The organism is Phaeobacter sp. BS52 (assembly GCF_045040595.1).
Classification (GTDB): domain Bacteria; phylum Pseudomonadota; class Alphaproteobacteria; order Rhodobacterales; family Rhodobacteraceae; genus Phaeobacter; species Phaeobacter piscinae.
The window spans coordinates 317,336-343,435 of the sequence record NZ_CP090662.1; the positions used below are offsets into that span (position 1 = coordinate 317,336).

15 protein-coding genes, 3 tRNA genes, 3 rRNA genes and 3 pseudogenes are annotated in these 26,100 nt (G+C 56.2%); 11 read left to right on the forward strand and 13 right to left on the reverse strand.

Features of this window, described 5'->3' with window-relative positions; genetic code table 11:
• The first annotated feature begins 506 nt into the window (after positions 1 to 506).
• From L0Z65_RS01525 to L0Z65_RS01550, 6 genes are all read left to right on the forward strand, one after another.
• Positions 507 to 1,970, forward strand: a 16S ribosomal RNA gene (locus L0Z65_RS01525).
• 150 nt (positions 1,971 to 2,120) lie between these two features.
• Positions 2,121 to 2,196, forward strand: a tRNA-Ala gene (locus L0Z65_RS01530).
• A 25-nt stretch (positions 2,197 to 2,221) separates the two neighbouring features.
• Positions 2,222 to 2,298, forward strand: a tRNA-Ile gene (locus tag L0Z65_RS01535).
• Positions 2,299 to 2,719: 421 nt separating this feature from the next.
• Positions 2,720 to 5,547, forward strand: a 23S ribosomal RNA gene (locus tag L0Z65_RS01540).
• Positions 5,548 to 5,665: 118 nt separating this feature from the next.
• Positions 5,666 to 5,780, forward strand: a 5S ribosomal RNA gene (gene rrf, locus L0Z65_RS01545).
• The 16S, 23S and 5S rRNA genes sit together here with 3 tRNA genes alongside, the layout of an rRNA operon.
• Before the next feature lie 146 nt (positions 5,781 to 5,926).
• Positions 5,927 to 6,003: transfer RNA gene (locus L0Z65_RS01550), tRNA-Met, on the forward strand.
• 995 nt (positions 6,004 to 6,998) lie between these two features.
• Here the strand turns inward: L0Z65_RS01550 and L0Z65_RS01555 are convergent.
• Entirely contained in the window at positions 6,999 to 7,643 is a 645-nt protein-coding gene (locus tag L0Z65_RS01555; RefSeq protein WP_096871806.1) for a TetR/AcrR family transcriptional regulator, read from the reverse strand.
• Between the two features lie 145 nt (positions 7,644 to 7,788).
• On the opposite strand from L0Z65_RS01555, the gene L0Z65_RS01560 reads away from it, so the two are divergent.
• Both L0Z65_RS01560 and L0Z65_RS01565 read left to right on the forward strand, forming a co-directional pair.
• Entirely contained in the window at positions 7,789 to 8,046 is a 258-nt protein-coding gene (locus tag L0Z65_RS01560; RefSeq protein WP_096871805.1) for a glutaredoxin domain-containing protein, read from the forward strand.
• Positions 8,047 to 8,079: 33 nt separating this feature from the next.
• Positions 8,080 to 9,246 (forward strand): DUF3179 domain-containing (seleno)protein, encoded by a 1,167-nt coding sequence (locus tag L0Z65_RS01565; RefSeq protein WP_405110139.1) that lies wholly within the window; start codon positions 8,080 to 8,082, stop codon positions 9,244 to 9,246.
• 193 nt (positions 9,247 to 9,439) lie between these two features.
• Here the strand turns inward: L0Z65_RS01565 and L0Z65_RS01570 are convergent.
• From L0Z65_RS01570 to L0Z65_RS01615, 10 genes and pseudogenes are all read right to left on the reverse strand, one after another.
• Positions 9,440 to 10,589: pseudogene (locus L0Z65_RS01570) on the reverse strand (hypothetical protein).
• 179 nt (positions 10,590 to 10,768) lie between these two features.
• Complete coding sequence (locus L0Z65_RS01575) at positions 10,769 to 10,987, reverse strand: hypothetical protein (RefSeq protein ID WP_405110141.1); 219 nt, start codon at positions 10,985 to 10,987, stop codon at positions 10,769 to 10,771.
• A 119-nt stretch (positions 10,988 to 11,106) separates the two neighbouring features.
• The gene (locus L0Z65_RS01580) at positions 11,107 to 11,355 is read right to left on the reverse strand and encodes a helix-turn-helix domain-containing protein (RefSeq protein WP_405110144.1); all 249 of its coding nucleotides are present in this window, start codon (positions 11,353 to 11,355) and stop codon (positions 11,107 to 11,109) included.
• 83 nt (positions 11,356 to 11,438) lie between these two features.
• The gene (locus L0Z65_RS01585) at positions 11,439 to 12,158 is read right to left on the reverse strand and encodes a hypothetical protein (protein WP_405110146.1); all 720 of its coding nucleotides are present in this window, start codon (positions 12,156 to 12,158) and stop codon (positions 11,439 to 11,441) included.
• A gap of 225 nt (positions 12,159 to 12,383) precedes the next feature.
• Positions 12,384 to 13,563, reverse strand: a pseudogene (locus L0Z65_RS01590) (tyrosine-type recombinase/integrase).
• Between the two features lie 178 nt (positions 13,564 to 13,741).
• Positions 13,742 to 15,457 carry a recombinase family protein gene (locus tag L0Z65_RS01595; RefSeq protein WP_405110149.1) on the reverse strand — a complete coding sequence of 572 codons (1,716 nt, stop codon included), beginning with the start codon at positions 15,455 to 15,457 and terminating at the stop codon, positions 13,742 to 13,744.
• Positions 15,458 to 15,535: 78 nt separating this feature from the next.
• The gene (locus L0Z65_RS01600; protein ID WP_405110152.1) at positions 15,536 to 15,694 is read right to left on the reverse strand and encodes a hypothetical protein; all 159 of its coding nucleotides are present in this window, start codon (positions 15,692 to 15,694) and stop codon (positions 15,536 to 15,538) included.
• 186 nt (positions 15,695 to 15,880) lie between these two features.
• Positions 15,881 to 16,321, reverse strand: coding sequence for a hypothetical protein (locus L0Z65_RS01605; RefSeq protein ID WP_405110155.1), 441 nt, complete (start codon positions 16,319 to 16,321; stop codon positions 15,881 to 15,883).
• Positions 16,322 to 16,401: 80 nt separating this feature from the next.
• The gene (locus L0Z65_RS01610; RefSeq protein WP_405110158.1) at positions 16,402 to 16,881 is read right to left on the reverse strand and encodes a hypothetical protein; all 480 of its coding nucleotides are present in this window, start codon (positions 16,879 to 16,881) and stop codon (positions 16,402 to 16,404) included.
• Between the two features lie 216 nt (positions 16,882 to 17,097).
• Entirely contained in the window at positions 17,098 to 18,060 is a 963-nt protein-coding gene (locus L0Z65_RS01615) for a hypothetical protein (protein WP_405110161.1), read from the reverse strand.
• Positions 18,061 to 18,146: 86 nt separating this feature from the next.
• Between L0Z65_RS01615 and L0Z65_RS01620 the strand changes: the two genes are divergently transcribed.
• The 3 genes from L0Z65_RS01620 (at position 18,147) to L0Z65_RS01630 (ending at position 22,039) form a co-directional block, all read left to right on the forward strand.
• On the forward strand, positions 18,147 to 19,487 hold the full coding sequence (locus tag L0Z65_RS01620; protein WP_405110164.1) for a DNA cytosine methyltransferase: 1,341 nt from the start codon (positions 18,147 to 18,149) through the stop codon (positions 19,485 to 19,487).
• 412 nt (positions 19,488 to 19,899) lie between these two features.
• On the forward strand, positions 19,900 to 21,390 hold the full coding sequence (locus L0Z65_RS01625) for a plasmid recombination protein (RefSeq protein ID WP_405110166.1): 1,491 nt from the start codon (positions 19,900 to 19,902) through the stop codon (positions 21,388 to 21,390).
• A gap of 157 nt (positions 21,391 to 21,547) precedes the next feature.
• Positions 21,548 to 22,039, forward strand: a complete 492-nt coding sequence (locus L0Z65_RS01630) for a hypothetical protein (RefSeq protein WP_405110169.1) — start codon at positions 21,548 to 21,550, stop codon at positions 22,037 to 22,039.
• A 203-nt stretch (positions 22,040 to 22,242) separates the two neighbouring features.
• On the opposite strand, the pseudogene L0Z65_RS01635 reads toward L0Z65_RS01630, so the two are convergent.
• Together L0Z65_RS01635 and L0Z65_RS01640 are read right to left on the reverse strand one after the other, a co-directional pair.
• Positions 22,243 to 23,398: pseudogene (locus L0Z65_RS01635) on the reverse strand (IS3 family transposase).
• A gap of 330 nt (positions 23,399 to 23,728) precedes the next feature.
• Positions 23,729 to 26,017, reverse strand: a complete 2,289-nt coding sequence (locus tag L0Z65_RS01640; RefSeq protein WP_405110172.1) for an ATP-binding cassette domain-containing protein — start codon at positions 26,015 to 26,017, stop codon at positions 23,729 to 23,731.
• Positions 26,018 to 26,100: the final 83 nt, after the last annotated feature.

The window sequence follows — 26,100 nt, forward strand, 5'->3', positions numbered from 1 at the left end:
CGGCGGCGCTGAGGCGCTACTGAGACACACCGGACGGGACGGCGGCGACGCTGGGATGGACGGGAAACGCGGCGGAGAGACGCTGGGACGGGCTGGAGAGACGGTCGGACGCATCGGAAAGACGGTGGCATTTATGGGGTTTTGATCGGCGGGCGCGTCAGGAATTTGGCGCATCTGTTGGTTTTTGTCTCTGGATGTATGCTCTTTGACATTGATGATATCTGAAGAGATATGTGGGCGGTTTGGTTCATTCGATGGATCAACCTCTTCATATCAACGCTAGTAGGGCTTTTGTCCGATGATCTAGTGTCAGCTTCACTGTTTGTCGGCTTTCTGTACCTTTGGTACTGAAGCACGAGAAACAGAGAATGTTGGATGTTCGTTTCGAGTTCCTAGCCGGGTTCGAAGCCGTGCTGTTTGAGGCCCGTCCTCAAGTAGCGTCAGCGGTAGGACATCCAAAGATGTGCAGAGGTTCGAACGTCAAGGATAAGCATGTAAGTGCTTTTCAACTTGAGAGTTTGATCCTGGCTCAGAACGAACGCTGGCGGCAGGCCTAACACATGCAAGTCGAGCGCACTCTTCGGAGTGAGCGGCGGACGGGTTAGTAACGCGTGGGAACGTGCCCTTCTCTAAGGAATAGCCACTGGAAACGGTGAGTAATACCTTATACGCCCTTCGGGGGAAAGATTTATCGGAGAAGGATCGGCCCGCGTTAGATTAGATAGTTGGTGGGGTAACGGCCTACCAAGTCTACGATCTATAGCTGGTTTTAGAGGATGATCAGCAACACTGGGACTGAGACACGGCCCAGACTCCTACGGGAGGCAGCAGTGGGGAATCTTGGACAATGGGCGCAAGCCTGATCCAGCCATGCCGCGTGAGTGATGAAGGCCTTAGGGTCGTAAAGCTCTTTCGCCAGAGATGATAATGACAGTATCTGGTAAAGAAACCCCGGCTAACTCCGTGCCAGCAGCCGCGGTAATACGGAGGGGGTTAGCGTTGTTCGGAATTACTGGGCGTAAAGCGCACGTAGGCGGATCAGAAAGTTGGGGGTGAAATCCCAGGGCTCAACCCTGGAACTGCCTCCAAAACTCCTGGTCTTGAGTTCGAGAGAGGTGAGTGGAATTCCGAGTGTAGAGGTGAAATTCGTAGATATTCGGAGGAACACCAGTGGCGAAGGCGGCTCACTGGCTCGATACTGACGCTGAGGTGCGAAAGTGTGGGGAGCAAACAGGATTAGATACCCTGGTAGTCCACACCGTAAACGATGAATGCCAGTCGTCAGCAAGCATGCTTGTTGGTGACACACCTAACGGATTAAGCATTCCGCCTGGGGAGTACGGTCGCAAGATTAAAACTCAAAGGAATTGACGGGGGCCCGCACAAGCGGTGGAGCATGTGGTTTAATTCGAAGCAACGCGCAGAACCTTACCAACCCTTGACATCCTAGGACCGCCAGAGAGATTTGGCTTTCACTTCGGTGACCTAGTGACAGGTGCTGCATGGCTGTCGTCAGCTCGTGTCGTGAGATGTTCGGTTAAGTCCGGCAACGAGCGCAACCCACATCCTTAGTTGCCAGCAGTTCGGCTGGGCACTCTAGGGAAACTGCCCGTGATAAGCGGGAGGAAGGTGTGGATGACGTCAAGTCCTCATGGCCCTTACGGGTTGGGCTACACACGTGCTACAATGGCAGTGACAATGGGTTAATCCCAAAAAACTGTCTCAGTTCGGATTGGGGTCTGCAACTCGACCCCATGAAGTCGGAATCGCTAGTAATCGCGTAACAGCATGACGCGGTGAATACGTTCCCGGGCCTTGTACACACCGCCCGTCACACCATGGGAGTTGGGTTTACCCGAAGGCCGTGCGCCAACCTTTCGAGGGGGCAGCGGACCACGGTGAGCTCAGCGACTGGGGTGAAGTCGTAACAAGGTAGCCGTAGGGGAACCTGCGGCTGGATCACCTCCTTTCTAAGGATGTATCTAGCTAGATCAGAGCTTGCTCTGTCTCGTGATACACTTAGCATAAGATCAGTAATCAAAACTGATCACATCCGGACCAGGCCGTCCTCATATCTCTTCAGAACTGTCATGATCTTGCCCTGGGGCAGGATCTAGCAAGGGGCCTTAGCTCAGCTGGGAGAGCGCCTGATTTGCATTCAGGAGGTCAGGAGTTCGATCCTCCTAGGCTCCACCACTCATGCGAACGGCCCACATAGAATGGGTCGGTAGCTCAGGTGGTTAGAGCGCACGCCTGATAAGCGTGAGGTCGGAGGTTCAAGTCCTCCTCGACCCACCATTCTTCAGACTATGATTTGATCATCAAGCACTTGCTTTGAGTGTTTGATCGTCCAATCGGACCGGATCGATGTTCCTTCGGGAAGGTTGATCACATTGACATCGTTTAGAGAGATACAATCAACAACACTGTTGGTCACCCGCGTAAGGGATCGACCTCAGTTTGGTGCTGAGGACCGCTTCGGTGGTCTGATGCGAGCCTTTGCATCCGCCCTTTTCCTCGGGCGCGCGAAGGTCTGCCGGATTGAAACCACAGTGTTGTCCAAGTCAAGTACACTAACCCGGTTCATATTCCGCAAGGTTTATGAACCAATGTTCACTTCTTAGGAAGTGAGCGGGAAAGTATGCTTTTGGTTCAGAATAAGGCCACAGTTTCTTACCAGCTTCTGTGGCGTGACAGTTCACTGTCTTTTTCTGGACCAGATCAAGCGCGAGAAGGGCGTTTGGTGGATGCCTTGGCAGTAAGAGGCGATGAAGGACGTGATACTCTGCGATAAGTCATGGGGAGCTGAGAATAGGCTTTGATCCATGAATTTCCGAATGGGGGAACCCACCTGACAGTTTGTTATTGTTAGCTTTGCTATCAATAATGAGCTTAATCAGGTACTTAAGACCTGAATACATAGGGTTTTAAGAGCAAACCCGGGGAACTGAAACATCTAAGTACCCGGAGGAAAGGACATCAATATGATACTCCCCTAGTAGCGGCGAGCGAACGGGGACCAGCCGAGCCTTGAGTGTGAATAGAATGTGTTGGGAAGCACAGCCAGAGTGGGTGATAGCCCCGTATATGAAGCATGATAGGACGTATTAAGTAGGGCGGGACACGTGAAATCCTGTCTGAAGATCGGAGGACCACCTTCGAAGGCTAAGTACTCCTTACTGACCGATAGCGAACCAGTACCGTGAGGGAAAGGTGAAAAGCACCCCGACGAGGGGAGTGAAACAGTACCTGAAACCGAACGCCTACAATCAGTTGGAGGCCCCTTGAGGGCTGACAGCGTACCTTTTGTATAATGGGTCATCGACTTGGTCTCACGAGCAAGCTTAAGCCGTTAGGTGTAGGCGCAGCGAAAGCGAGTCTTAATAGGGCGCATGAGTTCGTGGGATCAGACCCGAAACCGAGTGATCTAGGCATGGCCAGGTTGAAGGTGCAGTAACATGCACTGGAGGACCGAACCCACATCTGTTGAAAAAGATCGGGATGAGCTGTGCCTAGGGGTGAAAGGCCAATCAAACTCGGAGATAGCTGGTTCTCTGCGAAATCTATTTAGGTAGAGCGTCATCCGAATACCCCGGGGGGTAGAGCACTGGATGGGTAATGGGGCCCCACAGGCTTACTGATCCTAACCAAACTCCGAATACCCGGGAGTACTAGATGGCAGACACACTGCGGATGCTAACGTCCGTAGTGGAGAGGGAAACAACCCTGACCTACAGCTAAGGCCCCTAATTCATGGCTAAGTGGGAAAGCAGGTGGGATGTCCAAAACAACCAGGAGGTTGGCTTAGAAGCAGCCATCCTTTAAAGATAGCGTAACAGCTCACTGGTCTAATTAAGACGTCCTGCGGCGAAGATGTAACGGGGCTCAAGCCATGAGCCGAAGCTTAGGATGCACATAGTGCATGGTAGCAGAGCGTAGTGTGACATAGCTTCATGTCTCCTTAGTGTCCTCGGACACATCGGAGACACGAAGCTTTCGATGAAAGCGGGCGCGTGAGCGATCCCGTGGAGAGATCACTAGCGAGAATGATGACATGAGTAGCGACAAAGAGTGTGAGAGACACTCTCGCCGAAAGTCCAAGGGTTCCTGCTTAAAGCTAATCTGAGCAGGGTAAGCTAGCCCCTAAGGCGAGGCCGAAAGGCGTAGCCGATGGGAACTAGGTTAATATTCCTAGGCCAGGAGGATGTGACGGATTGTGAAGGTAGTTCATCCTTATCGGATTGAATGGGCTGCTGATCAGTCCCTGGAAATAGCCCTCCATGAGACCGTACCCTAAACCGACACAGGTGGACTGGTAGAGAATACCAAGGCGCTTGAGAGAACGATGTTGAAGGAACTCGGCAAAATACCTCCGTAAGTTCGCGAGAAGGAGGCCCGGTTCCAAGGCAACTTGGAGCTGGGGGCACAAACCAGGGGGTGGCGACTGTTTATTAAAAACACAGGGCTCTGCGAAGTCGCAAGACGACGTATAGGGTCTGACGCCTGCCCGGTGCCTGAAGGTTAAAAGGAGGGGTGAGAGCTCCGAATTGAAGCCCAGGTAAACGGCGGCCGTAACTATAACGGTCCTAAGGTAGCGAAATTCCTTGTCGGGTAAGTTCCGACCTGCACGAATGGCGTAACGACTTCCCCGCTGTCTCCAACATCGACTCAGCGAAATTGAATTGCCTGTCAAGATGCAGGCTTCCCGCGGTTAGACGGAAAGACCCCGTGCACCTTTACTACAGCTTCGCACTGGCATCAGGATTGTGATGTGCAGGATAGGTGGTAGGCATCGAAACCGGAACGCTAGTTCCGGTGGAGCCTCCCTTGAGATACCACCCTTCGCACTCTTGATGTCTAACCGCGGTCCGTTATCCGGATCCGGGCCCTGCGTGGCGGGTAGTTTGACTGGGGCGGTCGCCTCCTAAAGCGTAACGGAGGCGCGCGAAGGTTGGCTCAGAGCGGTCGGAAATCGCTCGTTGAGTGCAATGGCAGAAGCCAGCCTGACTGCGAGACTGACAAGTCGAGCAGAGACGAAAGTCGGCCATAGTGATCCGGTGGTCCCAAGTGGGAGGGCCATCGCTCAACGGATAAAAGGTACGCCGGGGATAACAGGCTGATACTGCCCAAGAGTCCATATCGACGGCAGTGTTTGGCACCTCGATGTCGGCTCATCTCATCCTGGGGCTGGAGCAGGTCCCAAGGGTACGGCTGTTCGCCGTTTAAAGAGGTACGTGAGCTGGGTTTAGAACGTCGTGAGACAGTTCGGTCCCTATCTGCCGTGGGTGTAGGATACTTGAGAGGAGTTGCCCCTAGTACGAGAGGACCGGGGTGAACGATCCACTGGTGGACCTGTTGTTGCGCCAGCAGCAGTGCAGGGTAGCTATGATCGGACAGGATAACCGCTGAAGGCATCTAAGCGGGAAGCCCCCCTCAAAACAAGGTATCCCTGAGGGCCGAGGTAGACCACCTCGTCAATAGGCCGGAGATGTAAGTGCAGCAATGCATTCAGTTGACCGGTACTAATCGCCCGATAGGCTTGATCTGTTCCAGTAACAGTCAGTGACACAAGAACCAAAAGCAAAACACAAAACTTGGACTTCATGTCGATTGTATCTCCGCGACGTCTCAAAACCCAAACGTCGCGAATATGGATTTTCCTCGGTTTGGTGGTCATAGCGCAAGTGAAACACCCGGTCCCATCCCGAACCCGGAAGTTAAGCACTGTTGCGCCGATGGTACTGCGTCTTAAGGCGTGGGAGAGTAGGTCACCGCCAAACCTAGAAAAATCCATAAACACAAACGATACCAATAAAATATACCTTCAGACACAAACATCTGAAGACACAGACGCTCAGTCACAACACGCGTGATCAAGCAGCGGCAGCCTCAGGCAACAAAACGCAATGAGGAAAAACTATACTGTCGCGGGATGGAGCAGCCCGGTAGCTCGTCAGGCTCATAACCTGAAGGTCGTAGGTTCAAATCCTACTCCCGCAACCAAATATATCTTATATTTATCAATGCACTAGCGTCCTATGGGGCGCTTTTTGCGTTGCCGCCTCGAGATTTGCGGAAGCACTGTGGAAGCAAACGGTAGCGCTTTGGTGGTGGTGCCAAAAGGCAACGCTGCCAAGTGCAGGGCGGGCGGTCCGTGCGACGCGTAGCTACGGCGCAGGTCAAGATGAACAGGGGCAGGGGGCGAGGAAAACGCGCGCCCGCCGCAGGCCCGCTGTTACAGCTGTCACAAACCGGTCGCCCCCGCTCTCGAAGCATAGACGACGGGCGGGGGTAGGGGCGCGAGGCTATTGCAAGCGCGGGTCAACCTTCCTAAGGCCCTACACGGCCCGCTCTCAGCCCAATCACGACATTCAGGTAGGGCGCAGCGCAGGCGCCGCTGCGAGCAAGATGAACAGGGGCAGGGGGCGAGGAAAACGCGCGCCCGCCGCAGGCCCGCTGTTACAGCTGTCACAAACCGGTCGCCCCCGCTCTCGAAGCATAGACGACGGGCGGGGGTAGGGGCGCGAGGCTATTGCAAGCGCGGGTCAACCTTCCTAAGGCCCTACACGGCCCGCTCTCAGCCCAATCACGACATTCAGGTAGGGCGCAGCGCAGGCGCCGCTGCGAGCGCGAAAGGTCTCCCGAAAGCGGACCTTCAAGTCTGTCCAATTGATCCAGGCGATGGTGCGATCAGTGTAGAGGTCAGCAACGCGGAGTTAGTGACATTTGCAAAGTTTCTGGATCGGCCAATACCAGACATTCGACCTACCTTCACGTTGCCGCGGCGCAGCCCGTCAAAGAGGACATTCGCTGCAACTGCAAAACCCATCCTTCGCGGACACACAGACCGCAGTCCTGGCCGACATTGCTCTAGCAGAGCAAAATCGCGACCTGAAACTGAAAAAGTGCAGCACGGCCATGTTGCAGTCCCAGCAGGCGCCATGAGAGCGGTCATCCTAGAGCGCTATCTAACTCTGTGAGTTTTCAGTTCAAATCCTTCAGGAACGAACCAGTAGACCGCTCATAACCATTTTCAGATTGCCTTCGACGAGCCGCTCAATATCTAGCGGCCCTTCTTCTTGAAACAGGTTGTGCCAAACTGGAGCGTAAACGTGCGCACCCACCAAAACGAGAGGGTCCATGTCGGCTGCGTCCTGGCGGAATTCTCCGCTTTCAACCCCCTTGCGCAAAGTTGACCTTATCAGCTCCAATCCCTCTTTAACAACATGGGCATGGAAGAACTTGATGAGTTGACTGTGTTGCTCCGGTGCTGAGATCATGAGCCTGATCAGCATCTTCATTTCCGGCGAAGCTTGTCGGGCGGCGATTATCCGAATGTGATGTTCGAGTAGCTCCTGAGCGCTACCGGTATGGACCTTCGCGACACCGCCAATCTGTTCCAGTGCCGGTAGGATTGCTGTTTGTATCACACCTTCCAACAGAACCGATTTGTTCTCAAAGTAGAGGTAGAGTGTCCCCTTCGCGACCTCTGCTTCCTTTGCGATGTCGATCATCTTCGCCGCTTCATAGCCATCCCGTTCAAAGACTTTTAGCGCAGCTTCGACGATGTCGTCGCGACGGCGACGCTGCGAGCGCGACAGTTCTTGGTCTGGCTCTGACTTCGAACCCAACATGGTTTCCATAGCTGCGATGCTCCCGCTGCTGCGCGTTCAATATCTTTTCTCTTGACAGAAGATGACCCTTCGGTCAATGAAGTGACCCACGGGTCATTTTATGACCAATCGGTCACTTTAGTCGGATCCTAAAAAATCTTTGGGAGTATCACACATGTCAAACATTCTCCTTTACACACGGCCTCAGTGTCATTTCTGCCAAAAACTCAAGGGCTTCCTTGATGAAAAGGGCCTTTCTTACGACGAGGTGAACGTGGCGGAGTCAGCGGAGATGCAGGCCGAGATGGAAGACAAAACGGGTGGCATTGGTTCTGTGCCGCAGTTGTTCATTGGCGAGCAGTACATCGGCGACTGCTTCACCGTTCTGTCTGACGCGGGTCAGGAAAAGCTCAATGCGGCCCTCGCTGGCTAAGCCACCACTTTCACCCAATAACGGACGCCAAATATGACGCTTCTCATTTTCTATCTGCTTGCTTTGACCGCCCTCGTTGTCAGTTTGGTGTTCATCCCGCTGATCCTTGTAACGGCTATTCCACTTTCGGCGGTCTACTACCACTCACTCATCCGAAAGCCGGTTGTCTGGGGTATCACTCTGTTCGTCGTAGCATGGCAGGGGTGGATGATTGTCCAAACAGGGGTGTTCCCCTGGACGCATGCGGTGCCCTTGGCGCTGATCGGTCTATCGGTGTTCATCATTTACAACCTCTACCCATCTGTGGCTTTCCCGGCTGTGGACTATCCAGAGATGTCTGACGACCCACGCGCATTGCCAATCAAGGACGACGCGCAGGTGGCGATCATCGAACACAACGGTATCACCAAGGCATACCCGCTCGACTACCTGATCCATGGCCACATCATAAATGATTGGTTTGGCGACCGTCTTGTCTCACTGACGTATTGCGCGCTGTGCCGGAGCGTTATTCCGTTCGATGTCACAGACATCGGGCCGCTCTATGTAGGGGCGATGAAGAACGGCAATATGGTTCTTGCGGACCGCAAGACCGGTACGTTCTTTCAACAAGGCACGTTTGAGTCGGTTATTGGTCCTCTTCATCCCCTGACGCTGGAGATGGTGATGTTCCAGTTCCTGACCTGGAAGCAGGTCAAGGAGCTAGATGAGATGCCTTTGATGCCACATGTGACCGAACACGACTTCCGTCCCTTTGCGCTGCCAATCCCAGGGGCATGGGAGAAGTTGACCAAAGGCGATTTGACACCGGGTTTATCGTCCGCAAAGCGGGATAAGTCGTTCCCCGCTCGAACGTCTGTTATCGGCATCACGGACCCGTCCGTCAGCCCACAGATCGTCTACGTGAAGGACGAAGTCTTGGAGAAGGGCGTAGTTAAGAATGACGCGCGCGGTCTGTTCCTCGTGGCGCAGGACAAAGCCGTCAACGCGTTTAGATCCTTCGCGAATGGCACGCCTATCGATCTGTCGCTCTCTGAGGGTAGTGACCTGAAAGATGTGGCAACAGGCACGATCTGGGATGTACGCGGCAAGTACAAGAGCGGGCCGATCCAATCCAACTTAGAGATGGTCATGACCTCCGACGAATACTGGTATTCGTGGAAGCTGTTCCATCCAAGAAGTGAGCTCATCCGGCTTTAGCGAGTTTCATCGCATTGCGCTGGCACCAAGGCCAGCGGCATCCGATGCCGCAACAGAGACACACTCAATTTTCAAACATCTATTGCGTGGCGCGCTGAGACTTGGCCACGACTGGGAAGGGATCACCCCGAGTTTGCGAAGTCCGCAACCTGCGCTTCGCTGCCATTGATGCTGAACGCAGACAGGTTCAGGATTACTTGAAGCGATACCGCGCGGCTGCCTTGCTTAGGCGTTCGGGCAGGGGAGTGGGGTGTTCTTCAGATAGTAGTTTCAGTGTTTCGATATGGCGATCCAGAAAACCTTGGAATTCGCTTGGCCGGACCTCTGACGCTGCTGCACGGGACACCAGCAGACCAAGGATTTGCCGGTCCAGCATCCGCATGTGTTCGGAACGGTTGGTCTCTATCACCTCACTTGGCAGCACGCCGGAACAATTCTCATGCAAATCATTGGCGATGACGCTGGTGACGTCGTGCCAGAGGTCATGCGTGGGCCATCGGGCGCGGTTGCTGTCACCGGAGGGCGTGGTGTAGCGGATCTTTTCGCAGAACTCGGTGTAGGCGTCGCCGACCATATCGCGTAGGTCTTGCCATGACCGCATTTCCCAGCGGTTGCGGAGTTGCTTGGCCCCCATACGTAATTCGAACCGCCAGACTTGGCTGGCTAGCCGGTCGGACAGATCCAAGGGAGTGCGGTTCAATTGGGCGCGAGCGTCGTTCCAGATGGTGAGCCAGCCCAGCTTGCCCTTTTGCATGACCTCTTGGCGCTTGTCGTAGATCGCCAATTGCCGGTTGGCGACGGCCCCGGCGCGCAGGCCGGTGACGCGTGCGCCAGTGGCATGGGTTTCGGTTTCATCAATGCCGGTGTGTTCCTGCACGCGGGTGCCGGGGGGGCACCACCAGCGCCTCGCGGTCGGGTTCAAACCATGGGGCGAGAAAGTCGATGGCATAATCCACGCGGGTCACGCGCAAGAGGTGCTCGGCATAGCGGATGCCAAACGCATCCATGCAATCCCGAAAGTGTTTCTCTGCGGCGTCCAGCCCGCCAGTCGCCAGCAGGAAGGCCCGGAAATCCACAGTGATGCCGGGATTGTTCGCAGGGCGGTTTTCCGGGTCGAGGAAGTACCATTCGGCTCCGTATTCGCCAGTGTGGGCAGAAAAGGCAGACCCGCCTGTGCGGCGCACTGAGAGGGCCACAGGACCGAACTCTAACAGGGTCTCGGCATTGGTCTGGATTGCCAGTGCTTTGGCTTCTGCAAGCGCGGTGCGCAGCTCTGCCGGAATATCAGTTTCAACGGTGAATTTAAGCCCATCAAAGCCTGAATGCAGGATATCCGCTTCCATTTGCGCTGGCCTTCGCTTTCGTATTCGTGGAGGGGGGTGTTACAAGGCCCCCTCCGGCGCGGCCTATTTTGCCGCCGTGTCTGTCGAGATGTTGGGAAAAGGGGCGGGGGTCTTTGACCCCCTTTCTGCCTCCGGCGGGGCAGCATGTGTTTTGGGGCCGGGCATGGCCCGGCGCTGGATCATTTGGCAGATATTTGACGGCCAATCCAGATCTCGGCGCGTTCCGCGCATTTGGCCAGATTGAGAAGGTCGGAATGGTGGAAACTGCCGTTATTACGCCACTCGCCCGTATCGGTCTTATAGCTGCGCGACAGGTCAACGGAATAGAATCCGTCATTCTGCCAGACGGTGGCCGTGATGAGGCCGATTTTGAATTTCTGTGCAGGCTGATTTGCCATGGTGGTTTGTCCTGTATCTGAATGAAGAAAGGGCGCGAGACTGTTTCGCCCGCGCCCTGCTGGAAGCCATCCGGCCCCAAAATCCCGCGCGGCGCTGCCAACCCCAACGCGGGCAAAACTCATGCGGCGCTGTAGCTGCTGGTGCTGCCGTGGCGACGACCGTTGGCCCATTCCAAGAGGTCGCTACGACGGTAGCGCACAGACCGGCGCGATTTATAGAACTTGGGGCCATAGCCGGTGACGCGCCATTTCTGGATGGTGCGGACACTCTGACACAAGAAATCTGCGGTGGTTTTCTCGTCAATAAAGCCGTTCAAGTAGTCTTGAGCGGCGGCGTTGGCATCGGGGGTCATTTCAGTGTTGAGCATCATTTTGTTCCGTTGTTGGATTTGATGCTCCAGTCTTCGCTCAACTGATTTCCTCTAAATACTCCTATAAAACCGCAAGGGATTTATAGTTTGGAGGATTTTCTTAAGGCGTTGAAATAATGTGAAAAATTCTTCTGCATGGTTTTGTCTGAGATTTCCTCAGCTGGCACGCTGAGGTTCGGAACATTCTGTTTCAGCCATGCTCGGACCTTCGGATAGTGGGATTGTTGGGAGGCGTCGACGTCGATTTCTCCTGCCTCTTGAAGGGCTGTGAATGCGGCCTTGATAGCGGGTCCAACTGTGGGGCGGCCAGCCGCTGGAGGGGCGGTATGATCCTCATTGCTTACGTTGAGAACGGTGTCGCGTAGCTGTCGCGAGACAACACGGATTTCAATAAGCTTAAGCCCTTGAGACGACAGGCTGGCCTTGTCCCATTGCATACGACCGTTCCAATAGGATGCTGGGATCTCGACGGGCTGGCTGTCCATTTTGCGGGGTGGCTCGAACCCATACCCAAACAGATTGCCCTGTTTCAGATGATACAAGATGAACGTGCGCATTCGATCATCCCATTCGGCCCGCGCGGACAGGATCTTTTGCGGTCCTTCCAGAATTTCTTGTAAGGCACTAGGGCCGTATCGCCCCTCTGCTTTCAAGTTGTCTACGGATGCTGCCATCGCGTCGATGGCAGATACTTTATGCAGGCGCTGGTGTTCTTCCTTGTCGGCTTTGGGGGCGAAGGAATAGGGCGCTTGGTTCAGGCGAACGCCGCGTTGCCAAAGTGCCAGAATGGGCGTGGTCATGATGGTCTCTTATGTCTTTGTTCAAATGTCTGTCAGAGCGTTTCGGCAATAGGATACATAGGCAATTGGTCTTGGTGCGCGGCCTCATCCATCCTACGTAATGTAACGTAACGCGTGAAGCACACGGCAGGGTGGAAAATATCCCCTACGTATACGTAACGTACCACCACGACGTAACTTATGGATCGGGCGCAGGTCTCGCGTCATACGTATAGCAACGCCCAGCTAGATGGCCCGCAACCTCGGACGTCCAATATCCCCGACCAGAGACCCCAAGCGCGCGGCATTTTCTTCTGCGGCTTGCCTGACCGGATCATCCGCCAGATGCGCATAGCGCATTGTGGTTTGGATCTGGGTATGGCCCAGCAATCGCCCGACCATCTGGATCGGCATTCCGGCAGAGACCGCATTGGATGCGTAGGTATGGCGCAGGTCATGAATGCGCACGCCAGAAAGGCCCGCCCGGTCTCGGATGCGCCGCCATGCGTGTTGGAGATCGGTGGCATATTGTCCGGGTAGCTTTCCTTCGATCACATAAGGATTGCCGGGGCTGCGCGGCAGGCGGGCCAGCACATCCCGCGCCGGTTGGGGCAGTGGGATGCGCCGCGCGCCGGTCTTACTGTCCGGCAGTTCCATGCCGTTGGCGGTGATATAGTCCCATTTCAGGGTCTGGATCTCACCCAATCGGCAGCCGGTCAGGATCAGCAGGCGGAAGGCGGCGACCATATGCGGCGTTTCGCTGCCTTCGCGTTCCACCTCGGTCAGAACCTGCCCCAGCCGTTGCAATTCCTGCTGGCTGAGAAAGCGTTCCCGCTTCACCTCGCGATACTTCGGGACGTGGCGGCAGGGATTAGAGCCATCCGGGCGCAGGCCCCAGATTTCAGCCAGATTGAACATCTTTGACAGAACCCCCAGCGTCCGGTTCGCTTGATAGGGCTTGTCGCGGAACTTGTGGTGCAACTCGGCAATGTCCCGGCGCTCTACATCAACCACTTTGAAACTGCCGATGGCCGGAATAATGAAAAGATCAATGGCGCGTCGGTATTCCTTCTGGGTGGAGGGCTTGCAGCGTTCCTTGGTGTGGGCCTCAAAGAAGCGCTCACAGAGCGCAGCGACGGTAGGAGCCTTGCGGTGCTGCGAGAGTTCCTCGGCGGGGTTCTCCACCCTTGGCGACCTGCCCCATGATCTCTTTGGCCAGCTTACGGGCCTCCTCAACGGTGATCTTGCCATGCCGCCCAACCGAGACACGCCGGGTTCTGCCACCCTCGCGATATTGGGCCTGATAGGTCTTTGCACCGGACGGCATGACCCGGACGCCAAAGCCCGCAATCTGGCTGTCCCAGAGGAAGTAATCCTTGGCCTCCGGCATGAGGGCTTCGACGGTTCGCTTGGTCAGTTTTGGCATGTCCGGTCTCCTCTCTGCTCCGCTTCCGTGGAAGCACTGTGGAAGCAAATGAACGCATATCTTGGCGTAAGAGGTAGAAGCCGGTGAAGTTTGGCGTCAATGAAAAATGAGCGATACCAATAAGATAGGGTAGGTGGGCGCAAATCTGGGCAGAGGGTGCGAGACGCCCTAAGCGCTCTCATAACCTGAAGGTCGTAGGTTCAAATCCTACTCCCGCAACCAGCTTTAGCGAACAGGCCGCACCCGAAAGGGTCGCGGCCTTTTTGCTGTCCGTAAAGCTCAGCAGTTCCAGAAGCTTACCTTGGATCTCAAGCTCATGATGTTCCTTTTGCTCATTCCAGCTCACAGCGACCGTGTCGATCAACGTGTGGAGTTCGTCAGCAGCGGAGCCTGCCACTACCTCATCCGATAGCGTGCTTGCGAGATCAGCCACGTAGGTTCTGTAGAGGGCGGGCAGGTCTTCGGGGAGATCGATGGGAGTGGGAACAAGGGCCTCCCGCTCGGCCTGCAGGGCCTTCAGCTCGGTATCCACCACATTCAGCCGCTCGATCAGCGCCTCTGAGAAGGCCCCACCCTCGACAGCGCGCATGAGGTTGGCGTGGGTCTTCTCTGTTTCCCGGATCCGCTCATCGTGGCGACGCAGGGTCTCGCCAGTCTCGTGCTCTTGGGCTCGCATCTTCTCGACAAACTTCTTCCGAAAATCCTCATAGGCGGCGTCTTGCATCAGGCCAGTGCGAAGACCGCTCAGGATGCTCTCGGCGGCGTCGGTCTCGGACAGGCCGGGCATGCCTGTGCAGACGGCCTTGCCCTTCTCTTTATGGTTGGCACAGTAATAGCGTCGGCGCGCGCCTTTGCCCGCAACAGTGAGGTTGCCGCCGCACTGACCGCAGCTCAACAGTCCTGAGAGCAGATACTTCCGTCTGCGCGCGCTTTGCGCGGCACCGGCTCCGGAGCGGCCCCCGGCTTCGGCCTGTGTGCGTTGGCCGTCTATTCCCTCTTGGCGTTCCTTCACCTTGCTCCAGAGGGTCTCATCGATGATTCGCAGCTCCGGCTTCTCAGTGATCAGCCAGTCTTCGGGCGGATTGGGCTTCGAGACGCGTTTGCCGGTCTCGGGGTGTTTGGAATAGCGTTGCCGGTTCCAGACGTGGCGCCCGGTGTAGAGTTCGTTGTTGAGAATACCTGTGCCGCGGGCCCGGTGGCCGTAGATCGTGTTGGCCTTCCAGTGACCGCTGCCTGCGCCGCGTCCGCGCGGGGCAGGGACGGAAGCCGCATTGAGGTCGGCCGCGATCTGGCGCGGGGATTTGCCTGCGGCGTATTCCGTGAAGATGCGGCGCACGATGGTGGCCTCTTCGGGGTTGATCTCCATGACGCTGCCGTCCGACTTTCCGTCGCGCTCAGGAAGCGCTTTCGAGCGATAGCCGTAGGCCCGTCCTCCAGTGTTCTTGCCCGCCTCCGCACGGCCGATGAGGCCACGACGGGTCTTGTGTGAGAGTTCTTCCAGGAACAGCTGTGCGAAGGTGCCGAGAATCCCGATGTCAAAGATCCCCAGCTTGCCACGATGGAGCTGGTGCATCTCAACATCGGCGTGGCGGGTCTTCTTGTAGAAGAGCATCAATACTTCAAGGTCGCGCGCCAACCTGTCGAGGTGCTCGAACAGGACGATGTCGCAACCGCCATCAGCTATGAAGTCCTGCAAAGCGTCAAAGCCCGGACGGCCGCGTGTCGCCCCGCTGATCGCCACATCCTGGAAGACCTTCACCACAGTCCAGCCGCCCTGTCTGTCCGCGTGTTGGCGGCACAGGCGCACCTGGTCATCGATCGATGTCGGGTTCTGCAAGTCTGTCGAGTAGCGCGCATAGATCGCAACGCGGAGGGGCTTGGCGGCGTGCAGCATTCAATACTTTCCAAAAAGGCGGGCGCGTCGAAGTCTTGCGCCTGGTAGCGGTTTTGTCCAGCCTCGCCCAAAACACGGTTACCGTAACCAAAGGCGGTGCAGGTTCCTTGTTTTGGCCAAAATCAGGGTCCAGTGTGATCTGACCTCGTCCGGAGTGTCCGCCTTTGCCTTGGCCTCCCGGGCCGCCCGCTTGGTGGTAACTTCGGCGATGAGATCGATCAAGTTCGTGAGGGCCATGGGCTTCTCCTTCGGCTGTGGACACCGAAAACCGACAGACCGGCGAGACCGTGCTCTCGCGTGTGATTGATGAGCCCGTGCGGGGATGACCTGCACGGGCTTCTTCTTTGTGGGCGCGCCGACACCTGTAGCAGCAGAAGGTTCGTCGGCGCGCCCTGACGCGGGTGTTCCGGCCCGCGTGTTCTGTCAGGCCGTACTGCGCAGCGCTTCCAAGGCCTTCTCGGCCTTCAGGATGTCGTGCACCGCTGCGAGGGTCGCATAGAGCTCGAAGAGAACCGCCACGGCGTTGGCCAGGCGGTCAGCTTCCGGCGTCAGCCGCTCCTTGCCCCAGCTCGTCTCCTCTGAGACATTCTCGGGGCTGTGGTCGTAGTGGGTCTCCACATAGGTTCCTTCGAGGACCTGGACATCCAGAACGCTCACCAGCCCGTGCAGCATCGCAAGGACGCCCTTCTCGAAGATTGCACCACGGCGCAGGACAGCCAGAAGGGCTTTGGCCTCACGCTTTGCTTTTGGTGCAACGAGTTCGAGCACGTCCTGTTCGATCCCGGTCGCAGCGGCCCGTGCAAGCGGGAAGCAGGACGCGGCCATAGCGGTGATCTCGTTGGCGGATTTGAATGGCATTTCCATTGGTCTTTTCCTTGTGTTGGTTTGAGATGGTGTGTGGGACGCGAAAGCGCGGTTCCTTATCGGAAACCGCGCGCTTCGTGTTACCATCGCACCTGTTCTGCGCGCTGTTCTTCGCGGTGGCGCGCAGCGGTGTCCGCCTCAGCCTGGATCCGGGCCCGGACAGCGTTCAGTCGCTCCAAAAGAGGCGCGTCCAGCTTCCCGATGATCTCCGGGCCATCGGTCTGGCCGTCAAAGCCGCTGTGATCGACGTGCACGATGATGCGCCGTGCGCCGACAAACCGCGTGGGCTTCGACAATCCGGCCGTATCGCGCGAGGCGGGGTGATTGACGATGACCTCGTAGCCGCGGTTGGCGCGGGTGTCTGCCGAGGTGCCATAGGCGATCTCGACAAAGCGATCGTCGCCGCTGCTCAGGGTGTTGAGCACCAGGCACGGCCGCCGCTTGGGGACGCCGGGTTCGGCGGTCTCGTCGTTGAGGGGAAAGCGGAACAGCACGACATCGCCGCGCTGAAGTGACGACTGACCTTCCGCTGCGGAAAAGGGGTGAGGATGGTGATACAAAGTGGCCTCCTGTGGCGTGGGAAACGACACCAGCGGGAAAAGCCAAAGCAAAAGGCTTCAGCTCAGCTGCGCGTCACAACAAACGCGCGGCTGAGCCGAAGCCGAAAAAACGGGAGAGCGCCGAGAGGGTGTCCCTCTCGGCAAAAACCGACCCGAGGGAAGAGTGAGGGGTGTTCATTCGGGGGCGGAGAACAGCGGCAGCCATTCTCTTGGTGATCAGATGAGACAACCGCCAGCAGCTTCGTTGGCTTCCAGTTTGTCCACGAAATGCCGAGCAAATAGAACCAGCCACTGCTTCTCAGCATCGCTGACGTGGGGCACATGCAATCGGGAAGCGAAGTCAACGATCTCGCGCATTTCACCAGTCGAATAGTTGCCTCCTGGAGGCACGGCCTCGGCATTCAGACACTTCGCCATGGCCCAACAAACTTGCAAAAACGCGTCATCTGAATCGCCTATGTGCGCCCAAAGAGCTCGCCCCTGTAACGTCTCTACGCGCAGCTCCTTGTCGTCTTTGTCTGCTTGGAAAAATGAGCTTGCGATAGGGCGTCTCTCGTCAGGCGTCATGCAACTGCTGGAAACGTTCACTCCCTGCGCAGCAACACGTTGTTCAGAAAGTCGGACGATATGCCAGTCCTTCTTGTTGCTGTTTTTGGCCGTCGAGTAGTTCATCCCGACGATATATCGAACTTTGTCCACGCCCCAATGTTTACTCCAATCAATCCAGTTGTTGGAAACAGCATTGGCAATCTGGGAAACCATGGAATCATTGATGCACATTGGACCACTTTTCAATGCTACCAATTCGACTGTGTCACCCACTACCCTTGCGCTGTCGATCTCGGACAGGACAGTGTGACCGGGTGAGTCAACCTGCTGCCACCCAAAGAATGGAGGAATGACGTCTTCAACCACACGGCCAGCCGCTGTCTCAATACTTGAGAAGACCTTAGCAGCGGCCACAATGTCGTCGACTTGTCTGAGCTGCTGGACGTCGAACAGTTCTGCATAGGCCGCAAGCACAAACGGGTTGGTCGACTTGCCGTCGATGGCAGGAGGCCGAGCATTAATCTGCCGCATTCTGGTCTCGAGCGCAGTACTCAGTTGGGCAATCTGCTGGAACTTGACCGTGCGTTGCGGAGACGTTGTTTCGTTGAGAAAATTCTGCACTTCGGTCAACGAAAGGGTCACCGGAACCGCATATGTCGAAAAATTGTATCGTTGCGTTGCGCGCGCCAAAATCGTAAACCCATTGCCTTAGTATAATGCCCCCTAGGAGACACAATCACTTGCCAGAGTCCAGAAAAAAGTCTGTTGTTTCTCTGTTCTCAGGTGCGCTTGGGATGGACCTTGGATTTGAGCTCCAAGGCGACTTCGAGATCCTCGCTTGTGTCGAAGTAGACAAGGCCGCGTGCGAAACTATACGGACGAATGCGAAGCAAGGGCACTTCGAAGGAAACCCAAAGGTCTTCTGCCGTGATCTGTTTGAACTTTCCCCGCAAGCGTTGATGGATGAAGTTGGCATCAAACCCGGTGAGCTTGACCTCCTTGTAGGCGGCCCGCCTTGTCAGTCATTCAGTACAGCGGGGCGGCGGCAATCGGTTCAGGATCGACGAGGAACCCTTCTTTGGAGGTACCTCGAATTTGTTGTTGCACTCCGTCCCAAAGTATTTGTGATGGAAAATGTGCGGGGCTTAATGTCCGCCGCGCTCATACACCGCCCTATTGCTGAGCGGCCGGAAAAAGGTGGCCGAGAACTCACCGACGAAGAAGTTCCCGGATCAGTCATTGCGAAGTTTGTCGATGACCTCAGGGAAAAGACAGATGGCCAGTATCGATTGGACGCGTTTGAGGTCAACTCCGCGAACTATGGCGCACCTCAAATTCGGGAACGCGTAGTCTTCATCGGTAACTCCTTTGGGGTTGAAATCGAGTTTCCACAACCGACTCATGGAGTCAGTGCCAGTAACGAGCAGCATGATCTCTTCAGCCGAGAAGGTGGCGAACTCGTCCCGTGGGCAACCTTGCGTGATGCAATAGGCGACCTCCGAGAAAATGATCTCGAATTGATGGATTTTAGCCCAAGGAAAAAACGCTTTCTTTCACTTGTTCCAGAGGGCGGGAATTGGCGATCTCTGCCAGTCGAAGTGCAGCAAGAATCAATGGGGCGGGCTTGGTTTGCAAAAGGTGGACGCTCAGGCTGGTGGCGGCGTTTGAGCTGGGACTTTCCTTGCCCGACTCTTGTCACGATGCCAAACCACGCAAGCACATCGCTGTGCCACCCGGACTACGTTCGGACCCTTTCCGTAAAAGAGTATGCACGCATTCAAGAGTTTCCGGACGAGTGGGTTTTCTGCGGCAAAACGTCTGAAAAATATAAGCAAATCGGAAACGCGGTTCCAGTTCGGCTTGGCAAGGTGACCGCTCAGGTGGTTTCAGACTTGCTAAATGCTATGAACTCCAACGATAGCTCCCGATACCAACGTAGCGCTGAGCCATTCCGCAGAATATACATCAAGTCGCATGTCCGAACGCGCCGATGGTTTAAGGCGGGCGAAGTTTTCGCGGGTACTGATGGTGAACAGTTGACCTACGCGGGGAAGTAAGGTCGGGAGTCGCCGATATTAACCTGCATGTTGGCGTTCGCTTCCGTCTCGTCGGGCAACATGTGCCAAGTCGAAGCGTCCATTGGTTCGCACTTGCGGAGAATGTGTTCTTAAACGGCCCGCGTGGCAGCATTCCAGCACGTCGGAGAATGTCTTCTTGGCTTCCGTTGTGCTGCGTTCAGTGCAAAGGCCAAGGGGTGCAGGGGGGTGGCGAACGGCCCCTGCGAGCAGGCGGGGGTTTGGGGGAGGAGTGCGGAACGACCTCTCCTGGGAGCAGAGGTTGCAAGGAGAGTGCGGAACGTCCTCCTTGCCGCCCTCCGCGCAGGAGTGTCCGCCGCATAGGCGCCCCCGGCGGGCGGGGTTCCGGGGCAGCGCCCCGGGCGAGCGGGTAGACCGAACATAGGCACCATAGGTGCCGGAGTGCGGTCTACTTAGTGAGTACTTTACCCTGCGCCTCCGTTTGCGCCAGCTTCAACACATTTCTCCGGCCCGCCAAAACATCGACCCATTTTCTGATCTCAACCTCTGGAGATCAAAAATGGCGACCAACAACCATCCCATCGTTCTGCGTTTTGAGGGCCTGCGCCCGGAGCAGCTGTCCCGTTTCGAACTTCATCGCCTTCGAAGGCAGATGGATCGGAACGAGTTCGAGCCACGCCGAACCCGTTTCAATAAGATCCTGATCGGTAGCGATAGTTGGGCTGAGGATACCCTCGCAGAGATCGACGACATGCGGATGGAGAACTTTGCCAACGAGTTGACGAAGCTCAAGAAAAGGAAGCGTGTCAGTGAAATCGAAAAGCGCATGATTGAAGGCCCGAAGGATCCTTGGCGGCCTTCGAAACATGGCCCGATGCGCGAAGTCATCATCACCGCCCATGCTGATTGGTTCGAGTCTGCCGGGGATCAGTCCACCTGGCGCGGCATGATGGCAAAGCGCAGGCGGGAAAAGCAGTTTGAGGATCTCGCTATCGGCTGGCTGACCTACAACTTCGGAGAGGACGTGGTGCACGCCCGCGCTGACCGTGATGAGAAAACCTATCACATCCATGCCGTGATCCTGCCCCGGGGCAAGGATCAGCACGGTCGGCCAATGTTGATCCCATCCAAACACGACGCGATCCGGTCCTATGAGCACGCCCAAGACATTGCGGGGATTTGGTTCGCCCAGGCCGGATTAGCGCGGGGAGAAGCGCGGGCTTTCGCCGCGCGGCAGGCGAGGACTGCGGGTATGAAAGGGCCAGACCCGGTCAACCACAAGCCGACATGGAAATGGCGGCAGGAGGTTGCGGCGGAACTATGGTCTGAACGCGTTGAGCTGAACGCGCGGGCTTCGGAGCTCGATGGGCGCGAAGAGGCCGTGGAGGCGGAGGCAGCACAAGTGGAGGCGCGCACGGTGGCGGTGGCAGCGCGCGAAGCTGCCACAGAGAGGGCGGCGAATGAAGCCGATGCGGTGCTCGCAGTCGCGGAAGGCCTCGCCTCAAATTACTTCGAGGTAAAGGATGCTTCCGGCCCCCCGCGCTTGGCCGTGACAGAAGCTGGCAAGGCCTCCGACCACGCCAAACCGATTATCCAACGCGTCGCCAAGTCGCGGAAGGGGCGGCAGCGCGCAGAGGGTCTCTTCGGTCGTGCCTGGTCTGCGATGCGAGAATTTGCGCGAGGCGAGGCCGAGGAGCGCCTGAGGGACGAGTTCGCAGAGATCGAAACCACGCAGGAGGCGCTCTTGGATGTCGTGAAGGATCTTCCACCGACCATTCGTGAGGGCTTGGGAACGACATGGAGGACCGTGAGCAAGCAGGTTGTGGGGTTGCGGAGATTGTTGCTCAAGCGTGGGCATTTGGGCGAGGGAGCAGGCCGATCAGACGCAGCAAAGCCCAAAGGGGATGCCTCGGATGAAAAATGAATCTATTGATTACAGTGGTTTGCGAAGTTCTTCCGAAGAAAATCCGGATTTTGGCGACCACATCGCCGGAAAGATTGCGAGATAATTTTTAGCCGCAGTTGTTTCCAAGATGCAACGCCAGCGGTTGCCCCAAACTGGACCAAAAAAGGAGATCCTCATGTCCAAGCCCAACCACAACGACCTGCACCGTCAGTTCCTCGGAGCCGTGGCGTCGAACACCACGCAACCTGCCGCCGCCGCCGTCTCAACTGACCCGCGTCGCACCATCCAGGCGATTCAATCCGGCGTCGTGGCAAAGGCCGCAGTGAATGAGTTGAACCGCGCCTTGTCTTTTGCCAATGCCATTGGTCAAAACTTTGCGGCGGTGTTGCCGACACTCGGTGAACAGACCCGCATTGAGGTCGTCGCAGCCCTGGCCTGTGCTGCATCCTCTAAGGACCGCCGCTCCATTATGGAGCATCCGCAGTGCCCTCCGGAAGTTGAGGCCATCGTAGAAGCCTACGATGCGGCCAAGGCGGAAGCCTCGGACGCCCGCAAGGCTGAGCGGGCGGCGGAGCGCGAAGCAAAGGAGCGCGCGAAGTTCGAAGAACTACGGCGGAAATTCGAGACCGGCAAAGCCACTGTCGAAAACACCGCCGTCGCGGAATGACCCTCTGCAATCGGGCTACCGCCATTTAACGGTCTCTTCCGTTCGCCAAAGGCCAAATCTTGCTCCCGTAACCAAATATTACCAAGCAATGCCAATTACTTACAGCCGCCTCCGGGCGGCTTTCCGCGTTTGGATCAAGCCGCGCTGAAAGCATAAGAATGCAAAGGGATACGTTTGACGTGACCTGCTCCCCTTGGAGTCCGCTAATTAGTGTTAGCTCTGTCCAGGTTTTGGTCTCCATTTGACCGGTTATCATATTCTATTGGCGTCAGGCCAGCGAGGCTGGAGTGAGGCCGGTTGTGATTGTAGTCGGCGCGCCATGCCGCAATCATGCGGCAGGCATGGCGCAGAGACGGGAACAGGTGTTCGTTGAGGCACTCCTCTCGCATCCTCCCGTTGAAGCTTTCGACCAGGCCGTTCTGCATGGGCTTGCCGGGGGCGATGTAGTGCCATCCGACCTTGCGGTCCTCCTGCCATTTCAGCATCGCATTGCTGGTCAGTTCTGTGCCGTTGTCACTGACTACCATGCAGGGATAGCCGCGCAGTTCAGCGATACGATCCAGCTCGCGGGCGACACCTGCCCCACCTATGGATGTGTCCACCACGGCGGCCAGATATTCCCGACTGAAGTCATCGATCACATTCAACACACGGAACCTGCGCCCGTCTTCAAGCGCGTCTGACATGAAGTCGAGCGACCATCTCTGGTTTGGGCCTTGCGGGATCGCCATCGGTGTTCTGGTGCCGACAGCACGCTTGCGTCCGCCCCGTTTGCGAACCGTTAACCCTTCTTCGCGGTAGAGCCGATACAGCTTCTTCCAGTTCACTTGCCATCCCTCGCGCTTCAGCAAGATATGCAGCCGTCGATAGCCGAACCGACGCCGCTCGGACGCCAGTTCCTTCATCCGCGCCCGCAGTTCCCTGTCGGCAGGACGCTTCGACTTGCGCTGATACACACGCGGATCGATCCCGGCCAACGCACAGGCGCGTCTTTGATTGTATCCCTTGGTCTTCATCGCCCAGTTCACAGCGTTCCTCCTCGAACCAGGCTTCAGAAGTTTTTTCCAAGCATCTCTTTCAGTGTCGCCACATCCATCATCTGCTCGGCCAGCATCTTCTTCAGTTTGGCGTTCTCGCTTTCCAGCGTCTTCAGCCGCCGCGCGTCTGACACCTCCATGCCGCCATACTTGGAGCGCCACTTGTAGAACGTCGCATCGCCCCCTCTCGGTCATTGCTGCGCAATAACCTGCCGGTCAAAGGATCCCATGCTTGCGGCACAGCTCCTTCGCGCCCAGCACCAGCCTGGTGCTTTTTCAAAATACCAATGATCTGTTCTTCGCTGAAACGGCTTCTCTTCATCGCCTGTCTCCTCAGTTGGAAAACAGGTTAACTCTAAATGCCGGACATTTCAGGGGACCAGGTCAACACGAATGCGGCACGCGATATCCTGGACCGGGCTCTGAACCCGGAAAGTTACCGGCGGGGGGACACCCCATTGCTGGACGTGGAGGCTTCGGCATCGGCCGCCTGAGAAGCGTCAACTCGACTTAAACGGCAGCAGCTCGATGCCGCTGCCGTTTGATGGGAAATCCTCGTCCTTCAGGGCGGGGAAGATGTTAACTTTCGTTCGTCGAATCAGTTTCTTGCAGCAGGCGACAAGGCCACCTGCTGCAAACGTAGGTTATCAGGTCAGTCGGTCTGCAAAGCCTTGACCGGGCCCTTGTTCGCCGCAATGCGCGAGGGGAATAGCCCGGCAATGACGGTAACAAACACGCTTAAGCCGATCAGCAATACTGCGTGAAGCAATGGCAGGCTGGAAATGCTGCCCATGCCGAAATGCGCCCACGCCACGAGGTTCACGATTATTGAAACCAGAAAGGCAAATACCACACCGATCACACCAGCGGCCAGACCAACCAGCGTCGTTTCAGCATTGATGACACGCGCGATGTCAACTTTGCGTGCTCCAAGCGAGCGCAGGATGCCGATCTCTTTGGTCCGCTCCATCGTTGAGATATACGTGATGATGCTGATCATGGCAGATGATACGAGCAGGGAAATGGCCGCAAACCCACCCAGAACCATGGCGATGCCACCCATCATGGTGTTGATCTTGATCGAAACAGCCGCCGCCTTGTCAGTGTAGACGATCTCGGCGGCGTTTTCCGAGGTCTCCGGCCAGGCATTCAGGTGGTCTTTGATGGCTACGCTGGAAGCGGAATCCGCGGCAAAGATTCTGATTGACCCTGGAATGTTCGACCCACCCAGTTTGCGAATAAGCTCTCGTTTGTCATTTGAAGTCAGCGGGAACCCATCCAGCACACTATAATCAACGGCACGCTGTGCGGTGACAATTGCACTGTCTTTGGCATTCTGGTGGACATGATCCGCAAGCGTACGTAGATATCCGATCCCTTCGGGGAAGGAATGGGCAAGCCCTGAGAGGGGGTTGCCCGGATCGTTCAACTGCATGATACCTGAAACCTTTACCGGAAGGCCGCTATCATAGGAAGCCGACAAATCGTTAGTGATGGCAAAGCCATCGGCCGCGCTGCCTGTATAGAAGTCATCATTGTGGGCAATTACAAAAGTGCTGCCGGTGATAGCGCCAAAGTCAATCTCTGACGCAGAAGTGTCCAGCCCCATGATGGACAGCGCGGTTTCATTGACCTTTCCGTCATCATCAATAACCAGAAGTACCTCTGTATAGTCTTGTGGAAAATCGCCATGAACCATGCGGCCCAGCGTCAGCATCTGTGCCTCATCGAACAGTTCCGTAAACTCTGCCTCATCGGAGGTGGAGGCAGCCAGCTTGCCGTTATTTTGAGTGAGAATATTCATCTCCAGATCTGAGCTGATAACGAAATCAGTATAAAGGCTGGGGTCCAGATCTTGCACATAGGCTAAATATTCTTCGGTCAGCGTGTTTTGATGGATCACTCGCCGACTGGCAGGATCAAAGGGCACCACAACATTGTCTGAGCTTCGCTTCTTTCGCGTCGGCCTTCTTCCGCCCGGACCGTCAGTCGCGGCAATCACATCCCCATCATTGATACTGATTGCTGGCATGCTGGCGTACATGGCGCTCTGCATGTGATCGAGCTCTTTACTGACCCCGTTCTGGATCGACAGGACCAGCGCGATACCAAAGATCCCGATACTGCCCGCCGCGGCGACCGCCAGTGTGCGCTTCCATTTTGTCATGATGTTCTTGAACGACAGCTTTAGCGCTGTCGCGTGGTCCATCGCCGATCCGCCGATGTTCATGCCGGAAGTTGTCTGACTTGCCTGAACCGCTTTTTTACGAAGGACAGTATCGTTTGAAATTTGACCATCGAGCATCTCAACGATCCGGCTGGAATAGGCCTCTGCAAGTTCACGGCTGTGCGTGACCATAATGACGAGCTTGTCTCTGGCGATTTCCGTAATCAGATCCAGGATCTCAACTGCGGTTTTACTGTCCAACGCTCCAGTTGGCTCGTCCGCTAGGATCACATCAGGGTCATTGACGATGGCACGCGCAATGGCGACACGCTGTTGCTGCCCACCTGAGAGAAGGTTAGGTTTCTTGTTAGCCTGATCCGCAAGCCCGACGCGCTTCAAAGCCTCGGCCGCTTTTGTTGCTCTTTCGCTTTTGCTAGAACCGTTAAGAACCAGGGCCAATTCGACATTGTCCTGAACGGACAAATGCGTGATCAGGTTGTAGTTCTGAAATACGAACCCAACCGAGTTACAGCGATATGCATCCCAATCGCTTGGGGCAAAATCCTTTGTGGACTTCCCGTCAATGATCAGATCACCGCCACTGTAGTGATCCAGCCCGCCGATGATGTTCAAGGTGGTTGTCTTACCGCAACCCGAAGGTCCGACTACGGAAACGAATTCACCTCTTGAGAACTCCAAGTTCACTCCGTTCAAGGCCCGGAAGTGGCCTTCACCAGTTTCGTAGTCCTTGACGATATTCTCTAATCTCAGCACTTTCGTTGCCTTCCAAGTTCAAGTTTCTCCAGTCTGAACAAAGGGACCGTTGTCTGACCTCTCGGCCGGACAATAGGAGTTTT